Origin of the sequence: Dapis purpurea BLCC-M126, assembly GCF_050015975.1 — a bacterium.
GTDB lineage: Bacteria > Cyanobacteriota > Cyanobacteriia > Cyanobacteriales > Microcoleaceae > Trichodesmium.
Genome location: NZ_JBNHER010000053.1, coordinates 1 through 10,191 on the forward strand (window position 1 = coordinate 1; position 10,191 = coordinate 10,191).

4 protein-coding genes are annotated in these 10,191 nt (G+C 39.9%); all 4 read right to left on the bottom strand.

The annotated features are described in order from the left end of the window. Positions 1–652 precede the first annotated feature (652 nt). Positions 653–1,480, bottom strand: a complete 828-nt coding sequence (locus ACP6PL_RS05110) for a hypothetical protein (RefSeq protein WP_426543224.1) — start codon at positions 1,478–1,480, stop codon at positions 653–655. 911 nt (positions 1,481–2,391) lie between these two features. Then, positions 2,392–4,266: a threonine--tRNA ligase gene (gene thrS, locus ACP6PL_RS05115; RefSeq protein WP_426543226.1), complete on the bottom strand. Its 1,875-nt coding sequence runs from the start codon at positions 4,264–4,266 to the stop codon at positions 2,392–2,394. 1,017 nt (positions 4,267–5,283) lie between these two features. After that, positions 5,284–7,812: a hypothetical protein gene (locus ACP6PL_RS05120; RefSeq protein ID WP_426543228.1), complete on the bottom strand. Its 2,529-nt coding sequence runs from the start codon at positions 7,810–7,812 to the stop codon at positions 5,284–5,286. A 151-nt stretch (positions 7,813–7,963) separates the two neighbouring features. Then, a complete protein-coding gene (locus ACP6PL_RS05125) occupies positions 7,964–10,135 on the bottom strand; it encodes a hypothetical protein (protein ID WP_426543230.1) in 2,172 nt (723 codons plus the stop codon). Between the last annotated feature and the right edge of the window lie 56 nt (positions 10,136–10,191).

A 10,191-nucleotide genomic window follows, 5' to 3' on the forward strand; every position in this document is an offset into this window, starting at 1 on the left:
TGAATATAAGGAAATATTATTTCTCTTCTCTTGGTCGATTGGATATGCCGTTTCGGCTGTCGCCGACATGAAACGCGTAGCGTCCCGGAGGGAACGGAGACCTCGGCATCCCATCCTAACGGAATGCTCCGCTTTCCGACCGCTTTTTCCTCTTGAAAGAGGAGGCTTTAAACCTGAATTATTTAATTAATAATTAATAATTATTCGGTAAATAGCATATTATACTAAATCCAGTTTATAAAGTATCCTTTTGGGAAGATGGGAAGATGGGGAGATGGGGGGATAGGGAAATAGAGAGATAGTTATAGAGGATTTTGAAAAGGGTACTTTATAATAACCGGATTTGGTATTATATCGGTACAACTCAAGGCTCGTAGTAGTTTGGTTACTAAACCAAAACCCTACGACTTTTTGCCTCTTTTAGAATCTCCCAACCCCAAAGTAAACAGATTTGATACGAATACTAGCAATAGCCTAGGTATTTGTAGCAAACATTTATCAAATCGGCTTAATTCGGTATAAAAAAATGTTTCATCTTAAGCTTATTGCCAAATATTTCGAGATATCCCCATCTCCCCTAACTATACAATAAGTATTCAACACGATTTGATATGATATATAAGCCAGCCAGATAATAAAATCGATTTCCAATCTATTTAGAAGCATCTGGCAAGACAAAACGCTTTTCCCCATCTTCACTCATTTCGACTTTCCCACCAAGTTCGAGAATTTCTTGTTGAGCGCGTTCTCTTACCGTCTGATCTGTTGTTTGATAATATACCCATAACCAGGCGTTAAACCTGATTAATTTACTATCGGGATCTGTCTTGAGAAATTCTGCTGTATTTCTAAACAGAGAGCTTAACTCTTGGTATGATGTATTATCAGCCCATTCAGCAGCCATTTCGTGAGAACGAATTGCCCCTGGAGTATCAGCTACTAATAATAACTGATCTATCCCTTTGAATCTCCATACTTGCCAAGCTTTCGGATCTATTTCTGGGGAAAGTTCATCGGTCCCACGGGTCATATATTCTACGGCTATTTTGGGTTTAGCTTCATATATAGATAAAGAGTTGGAAAGAAATAGGTATATGTCAACCCATCTGGGATCTAAGCGCGTTATAATATCAAAGTAATCTTCACTTAGAGAAAAACCTGTTTCGTTTCTAGCTGCATCATCCCCGAAATATTGGAGAAACTGCAAGAATACCCAATCTGCAATCAAATTATCAAATCCAAAAGTAGGAGATGCTTTCCATAACTTCAGCTGTAGACCTTCTTTTTGTTCAGCTAAAACTGCATCTGTTGAATCTAAAACAATTTTCTCTTTTAACGGAGAACCTTCTGGTGGCCAGAATACTTGTAAGCTGATTATACCTGCTAAAGCTGCAATGGGAACTGCTAGATTTACTAATGAACCTAGCAAATTTAGGGTTTTGGCTTTGCTTTCCACAATTTCTGAATAGTTAAAATTCATTTCGTTAGCGGAGCTTTGCGTCAGCAATCGCTCAAATCAACAACTCTAGTATAGACTAATATACTTGTCGCTAAATAATCATGTTTGGATCATCACTTATAGAACCCCTGAGCGTATCTTTTCTTAAAATACAAAGGCTTCAGGAAACCCGTGTTAAAGAGCCTAACAAATATCAGGGTTCAGAAAACCGAAAAATTATGAAAAATGACTGCCAGAATCATAAAACCCAGATGGGTATTAGACTTGTAATTTGTTATATTATGTTCGGTTAAATAGTTATTATAATTAAAGTTCGTAGTAGGGCTTCAGCCCTATCTACAGTTCGGGCTGAAGCCCTACTACAAACCATATACTTTATTATAAGTGATTATCCGAACATGATATTAAATAGATACCAAATGGGTTCTATAGAGAAGCTGTCGTTTAGTGCCAACTGATTTTATAACCCTTTCAATGCAAGGTTTTCGAGTCCTGACATTAAACTGTATAACTTTCCGTAACTATGCTTGTTATCGACAGTTTTTTGTAACTAATGAAAGCTGAAATGAGGTAAATTCGTTAAGAACGAATGTGAACACAGAGAACTTTGCACGTAATTACAGTTTCTCTAGTTTTAAGCCTATTTACAACTTCCAGCTCAAAGTGCAGTAAGGGAAAAGGTTTACAAAAATAATATCTAAATATGCCAGAATGCACTGCTATAGTTAGTCTACACTCCAGTAATTATTATGGCCAGCTTAAAAATAATAATCCAATAGATTCCGGATGAAGACAATAAAATATTTCACTTTGGGGCGTTGCTGAATCAAGGGATGAAACTTTTGGCAACGAGTAAATCCCATATTCTACTTCCTCTTTCTCCAAAACTACAATTCATCCCGCAAATATGCAACGCCCACTTTGGATATCCTCTAAATCTTAGTCTTATTAACTAAAACCTGTGCCAAACTGTCTTTTAACTCAGTCAAAGTCATCGTCCCAATATCTCCTTGTTGGCGAGTACGAATGCTCAAAGTTTGAGTTTCAACTTCTTTTTTTCCTACTATGGCTACCACAGGAATTTTTTCTAGTTCGGCATTACGTATTTGTTTGCCCAAACGTTCCCCCGTGCAGTCTATTTCTACTCGGTAACCAGCCTGTTTTAGGGTAGCAATAACAGTTTCCCCATATTCTCTTTGTGCTTCACTGACTGGTAACAAACGTAATTGGATAGGTGCTAACCATAAAGGAAAATCTCCTGCATAGTTTTCGATTAAAATTCCGTAAAAACGCTCTAAAGACCCAAAAATTGCCCTATGAATCATAATAGGACGTTGACGAGAACCATCGACGGCTACATATTCCATGTCAAAGCGTTCTGGTAAGTTAAAATCAACCTGGATAGTGGAGCATTGCCAAGTACGTCCAATCGCATCTTTAATTTTGATATCGATTTTAGGACCATAGAAAGCACCGCCTCCCTTATCTTCAATATATTCCCAACCTTTGGTATTTAACGCTTCTACTAAAGCCTGAGTTGCCAACTCCCAAACTTCATCTGTACCCACTGACTTATCTGGGCGAGTGGAAAGATTAACTTCATAGTCTTTAAACCCAAAATCCGAAAGAATCTTCTCTGTTAAATTTAGTACACCAAGAATTTCTACGGCAATTTGTGTGGGTAAACAGAAGATATGAGCATCATCTTGAGTAAAACCCCGCACCCGCATCAAACCATGTAGAACCCCAGAACGTTCATAGCGATATACAGTCCCTAATTCTGCCCAGCGCAAAGGGAATTCTCGATAGGAATGGAGGTCATTTTTATAAGTTAGAACGTGAAAGGGACAGTTCATAGGTTTGATTTGATAAGCTTGTTGCTCAATCTCCATCGAATCAAACATATTTTCCCGATAAAAGTCAAAATGTCCCGATGTTTTCCACAATTCTAAATTAGCAATGTGGGGAGTATAGAGGAGTTCGTAACCTGCATCTAAATGAGCCTTACGCCAATAATCTTCAATGATGTAGCGCATCGTTGCACCGCGAGGATGCCAAAATACCAAACCACCACCAGCATTTTCTTGAATGCTAAACAGTTTTAACTCTTTTCCTAGTTTGCGATGATCTCGGCGTTTAGCTTCTTCCTGTTGTTTTAAATAAGCGTCTAACTGTTCGGGCGTTTCCCAAGCAGTCCCATAAATGCGTTGTAATTGGGCTTTGGTTTCATCTCCTCGCCAGTATGCCCCAGCCACACTTTCTAAAGCGAAAGCATCTGGGTTGATATCTCCTGTATAGTTAATATGTGGTCCTGCACAGAGATCCCACCAAGATGCCGTAGCAGGAATTTTTACAGGCTTAATCAAAGAAGGATCTGGTAAAGCAGCTTTGAGCTTTTCTCCTACATTGGGCAATCTCCCACCATCGGGACTGCCGATGTAATAACGAGTAATGATTTCTCCTTGAGGGATACTATCTAAAATTTCTAGTTTATAAGGCTCCCCTAACTGTTCTATTTCGGCTTTAATTTCTTCCCTAGTGATCTCTTCACGAATAATGGGCAAATTAGCTTTAATAATAAAGCGCATTTGCTTGGTAATTTTTTTCAAATCTTCAGGGGAAAAAGATTGTGGGCGATCAAAATCGTAATAAAAACCCGTATCTGTGGTCGGTCCAATGGTAACTTTTGTCTCTGGAAATAGGATTTGTACTGCCATCGCCATGACATGGGCGCAAGTGTGACGAATGCGCTCTAGTTGTTCTGGGTTGGCGATTGACAAGGGAGATTGAGTTAATTGACTGGCCACTGGTAAATTTAAGTAATAATAATCATTACTATAATAACGTAAATTTATAATTATTATCGAAATATTTGGAAAAGAATTAACTCAAGACTATGATAACAGGGGATTCTTAATTCACAGAAGACCGTTAGTGAGATTTTCCAAAAACAATGATAGACAAATTTGGCAATATTGCCAACTTTGTCTATCATTGTTTTATATTATTGGGCTTCTATATTTAAAATTATGTTGAAACTTTGTAACAAAATTGTTATATTAGTTTATATAAGTTAACAAATAGGAGAAAACCTATGTATACTACTGTTAATTTTGATATAATTTTGCTTTACAGAACCCATTTGGTATCTATTTAACAAATTACAAGTCTAATATCCATCTGGGTTTTATGATTCTGGCAGTCATTTTCATGATTTTTCGGTTTTCTGAACCCTTATATTTGTTAGACTCTTTAAAACGGGTTTCCTGAAGCCTTTGTATTTTAAGAAAAGATACGCTCAGGGGTTCTATAATAAAGTATATGGTTTGTAGTAGGGCTTCAGCCCGAACTGTAGATAGGGCTTCAGCCCTACTACGAACTTTAATTATAATAACTATTTAACAGAACATAATATAAAATCTGACTTAATTACAGTGTACCGAGCATACCCTTACCCTGGCATCAACAGCGATCGCTCATAAAATTGGGATTGAAAGAGTTGGAAGTTTAGCTTGAGCGTCAGCAAAACCGAACAAAAGGTAAGTCTTAATTAGCCTCTGTTCGGTTTTATCCTTCTACCCAACTTACAAGATCGGCGATCGATCTAAAGCTGATAATTTATATCATGTTCGGATAATCAGTGATAAAAAAGTTTTTGTTTGTAGTAGGGCTTTAGCCCTTACAAGACTTAGTATTTGGGCTTTAGCCCAAATACGAGCCTAATTATAAGTGTTCTACCGAACATGATATTAGTTCCCGTAAATCACCTCTGGTCCTATGAATGCTCTCACTTAACCTACAACCAGAGGATAGAGGATAAAATCCTATACAGAATCTTTTGCTGCTAACGATTCCTGAGCTCTAACTAGATATTCAAATGCATCAGTTTCAATGTATTTGGTGATCCATTCATTTGCAGCAATGTAATTAAGCACAAGTTCATTATCACCTTGGGCATTGAATATAACCAATTCTTGGTTTATATTCTTTCTTTCTTGTCCTTTTCTTCTTCTATCTGCATCCAAAGCGAGCTTCTTAAGAGATGCTAAACCAATTCCTTCTACTCCAACTTCCAGGTTCTCTTGATACCACCTTTCCACCACAGTTGGATGCCCAATAGATGCGCGATTATCAGGTACACTGTCATTGGCATTATTGTTCAGATCGTTGACTACTGGTGACTTGACGGAATCCTGAAAGTAATCATTAATCGTGTCAAGTCCTAAATCATTTGCATATTGTTTAAGCACGTCTATTTGATCTTTAAATTCATCAGAATCTACCAGTTGACGCATTTTCTCCTTAAAACCATCCTGCTCCTCAACATCATCAGCAAAATTATATTCTGCTAATAAGTCATCGATTTTAGCTTTAAAGTCATTGACTACCGACGGCGTTTGGAGATAATCATTAATCGTGTCAAGTCCTAAGTCATTAGCATAACGTTTAAGTGTGTTGATATTACCTCTGAACTGGTCAGAATCTACCAGTTGACGCATATCCTCCTTAAAACCATCCTGCTCCTCAACATCATCGGCAAAATCATATTTTACTAATAATTTATCGATTTCAGCTTTGAAGTCATTGACGATCGATGGAGTCGGTGGCTTATTATCTTTAGGTCTGACAGGTTTCCGCTGCTTACTCTTACCTTTGACAACCTTAGTTGTTTTGATTTCATCGTTATTTTGTCCTGGCGGTGGAAAGTCGTCCCATGATATGGGTTGATAATTTGGAAATTGTCCTTGCATAAGCTGGCTCATTTCTGTAGTAACTTTGTTTGCCTCGTCAATGAGTGCTTTTTGATTTCTTTCACCCGTCACAGATGAGAATTTTAGATCCCCGTCTTCATTCCCTTCCTCTTGAAGCGTAGCAATGTATTCCACTAATTCGGTAGCCTTAGCTTCTCCCAGTTGTTTCTGTAAACCCACTGGTAGCCAAGCTGGATTCGTTTCATCATCCGATATATTTGTGGCCTTATATTTAGCATCTCGTGGTGCTACATAAATGGCCGGATATTTATGTGCCTCCCCTTGTAGTTCTGCCCTACCTCCATTTTTTAAGAAACCACTCTTGATTTCGCCCATCACTGCTGTCAATTCATCTTTATCCAGCACTACGTCAAATCCTACTAATGAGGTCATCGCCTTATTAATAGGCTTTGAATTCATATCTTCTAAAAGGAGGCGTACCGTCTTTTCTTTCCCATTAAGTTGCCCATCATATTGGAATTCAATGCGATCGTTAAATCGATTGACTTGCCTGGTAAACCCTCTTTGCTGAAGATACAAATCCCACAAGACCAATGACACATATCTGTCATAATGATGTTTCAAACGGTTTCGACGAATTTCAATTTGTGCTTCTTTGTTATTACTGTTAGCAAATGTTGAGAAAAATACTTTTTCATGTCCACCATGAGTTGGAGCAAAATGTCCCGAATATTGAAGTGTTGCCTTAGGGTCTATTTGATCTGGATGGGTCAAAAACTGTTGATTACGATATCTGCGATATCTTTTAAGAGCCCATTTGGGCAAATTATTTGGTAAATCAAAGTGATCGATATAGCTACTCAGCATCTTTTGACCATTTCTTGAAAAAACCAGGTTATCGGTGTTTACTGGATTGTTACTGTTGACGGCCTGTTCGTCTTGGTTATTAACGCCAGTAGTCCTATCCCACACATAAGGTCTATAATTTGCAGCTATCTTTCTTGTTGAAAGAGAATAAGATTGTCCATCTTTTGTAGTCATAGCCACTGGCCTTTTTGTAGCATCTAGCAAATGTTGTAAATCCCCATTTAATTGGATTGCTTGTGTGGTGTCCCCCTGCACTTTTATCGGTGCTAGTGCTGGATATTGAAGGTTAGCTCCAGAAGTATCACGACTATCGTATCCTTTTTGTTGCACCCACTCTTTGAAGTGTTCATAGCCGAAGCCAACATCCTCAAACGCATCTATATCCTCTTGATGAAAAGAAGCGTGCCAGAGTGCTTCTGTTAGCTCGTCCGCAGTATGTTTCTGAGCTTCCTCTTGTAAAGCATTTTTTATTTGCTCTTGAGTTAAATTTGCATCAAAGTTATTATTTGAAAGTTCATTTCCTTGTTGTATTACAGTTGCAGAAGACTGCCGATCGCTCTGTGAAAGGCCATTTATCGGATTTCCCCCCGGTCTATCTTTTCGTCTTCTTGCTCTTGATTGATCTACATTTTCTTCAGTGTCATCTTTTCCTTTCTTTTTTTTAGATCTTGACAAGGCTGCTTGAACATCGGGCCTTTGACTTAGGGCATTTCTTGATAATTCGTCTACACCAATCTGCTTTTTATTACGATCTCTTCTTGTTAAATTTACCATAGTACAATTCCTTAATTTAAAATGGGGGAGGTTGATTAGGGTTCACAGGGATCGAGCCTTTACTAAGTATACCTGACAGAAATCAGCCAGCTATACCGTTGTTGGTTTCTGCTAGAACAATCCAATTACTTCAAATTTATAAATAGTTGTCCTATATTCGCCCACCAGCAAGTTTATCCGCCCGCTGGGCACGACGTAACCCCTGAGCAGCAGAATCATCCTTTATAGCTGTGCGACGACGTTTACTTTCATGGTCGTCCACCACGTCATCTGGGATATATAACCCTGTAACTCTCTCCTGAGAAGTCGCCTCACTTTCTCTTGGTAGATAGCGCGTTTCGCCATCCTTTGTAATCACTGCAAAAATTTTACGATTCTTCTGAGAATCAAATTTTGGCGCAATATTACTCATGGCATTGGCAGGACCAAGGGGAGCATTTTGAGAGATCGCCTCATCCTCCACATATAGCCCTTCAGAAAACTCCTTAGCAGTTGCCTTACTCTTTTTCGGCAGGTACTGAATACTGCCATTATCAGCTTTCACTGCAAACAGATCCCGCTGATTTTCAAAATCATATCTAGGCCGTTTGTTCAACACCTCCCTCGCTATCGAATCTGGCTCCGGGATATATTTCCCCGTCAGTAATTCCTGTTCTGTGGCCTCACTTTGTCGGGGGAGATATTCTGTTTTCGACAGACCAAGCCAATTGGTGGTCGTCGTCGCAAACACTGTACGTCCTGTACTGGCCTCAGTAACCGTTGGACGCTTATACTTAGATGCCTCTTCAATCGTATTCACCGGATCTTTAGCAGCAAACCCTTCCAGATATTTACCCTCTGCCAGTTCTTGAGCCGTGGCCTGATTCTTTTTGGGAAAATATTCAATACTCCCATCTGCTGCTTTGGTGGCAAACAGTTTACGATCGCTATTATTCGAGTCAGTTATGGGCGGTTGAAATAATTCCTCCCCGGCCTTCGAGGTTTCCTCCGGGATATATTTCCCAGTATCAAGTTCCTGTTGGGTTGCTTCACTTTGTCGGGGCAGATATTCTGTTTTCTTCTTTTTCCCTTTACTGTCCAACACTACCGTGGCATATAGTTTACGTCCTGTGCTTTTCTCAGTCACAGTTGGACGCTTACCATCAAGGTCTGATGGGTCGAGGATCTGATTCACAGGAGGTTTAGCTGCAACTCCCTCTAGATATTTACCTTCCGCTAGTTCTTGTGCAGTAGCCTGGTTTTTGCGGGGAAAGTATTCGATACTACCATCTGCCCCCTGAGTAGCAAACAGGTAGCGATCGCCATTATCTGGGTCAGTTTTGGGAGGTTGGTCTAACTCCTCCCCCGCCTTCGAGGCTTTCTCTGGGATATATTTCCCAGCATTTAACTCCTCAATTGTAGCATCACTCTGGCGAGGAAGATATTCAATCTTGCCCTCCTTTCCATCACTTTTCAAGGCTGCCGTGGCAAATAAAGTCCGGCCTGTTGCGACTTCCTTAGTTGTAGGACGCTTCCCCTTTAATTCCGATGGAGCTTTAAGCTTATTCACTGGATCTTTAGCCGCAAACCCCTCCAGATATTTACCTTCCGCCAATTCCTTAGCAGTGGCCTGATTCTTTTTGGGATAGTATTGGATACTGCCGTCAGCTGCCTGGGTGGCAAACAGTTGGCGATTGTTATTATCTGGGTCAGTTTTAGGTGGTTGATCCAACTCTTCTCCTACGCTGGGGGTTTTCTCTGGAATATATTTCCCGGCACTTAACTCCTGGGGTGTAGCCTCACTTTGGCGGGGAAGATATTCAGTCTTCTCCTTACCTTTGCTATTTTTTGTTGTGGTGGCGAATAAAGTTCGGCCTGTCTTAGCATCCTTAACAGTAGGACGCTTGAAGTTTGATGCATCTGTAATAGTATTCACCGGATCTTTGCGTACCGCGTCATCCTCCACAAATGCTCCGGCTTCAATTTCATGGTCTTCAGCATCACTCCGAGCAGGCAGGTACTCAGTCACTCCTCCCTTGGTAACTGGATAAATCATCCGACCTTTACCAATATCGATTTTTGGTTTCGGGTCTTTCTCTACTTTAGCCTTGTTGACATCTCGACTGGCATTTTGCCGCCTTAACGCCGGAGTTTTACTAACCTGGGGGTCAGAAGAATCCTGACTTACCAAAGCATTTGCCCGTTCACGTCTGGCTTTGACATTGGTATCACCTCCATCCGATGAGCGACGTTTCTGAGACCCACCACTCGGACTATTTCCACCATTAAGAGTGGTGGCTTTTTGCTTCTGACGACGTATCTTTTGCTTTTTGCTTAGTGGCATACTTCATTCAGTTATCAGTTATCAGTTATCAGTTAGGGGATTTCATCTCAGTCCAT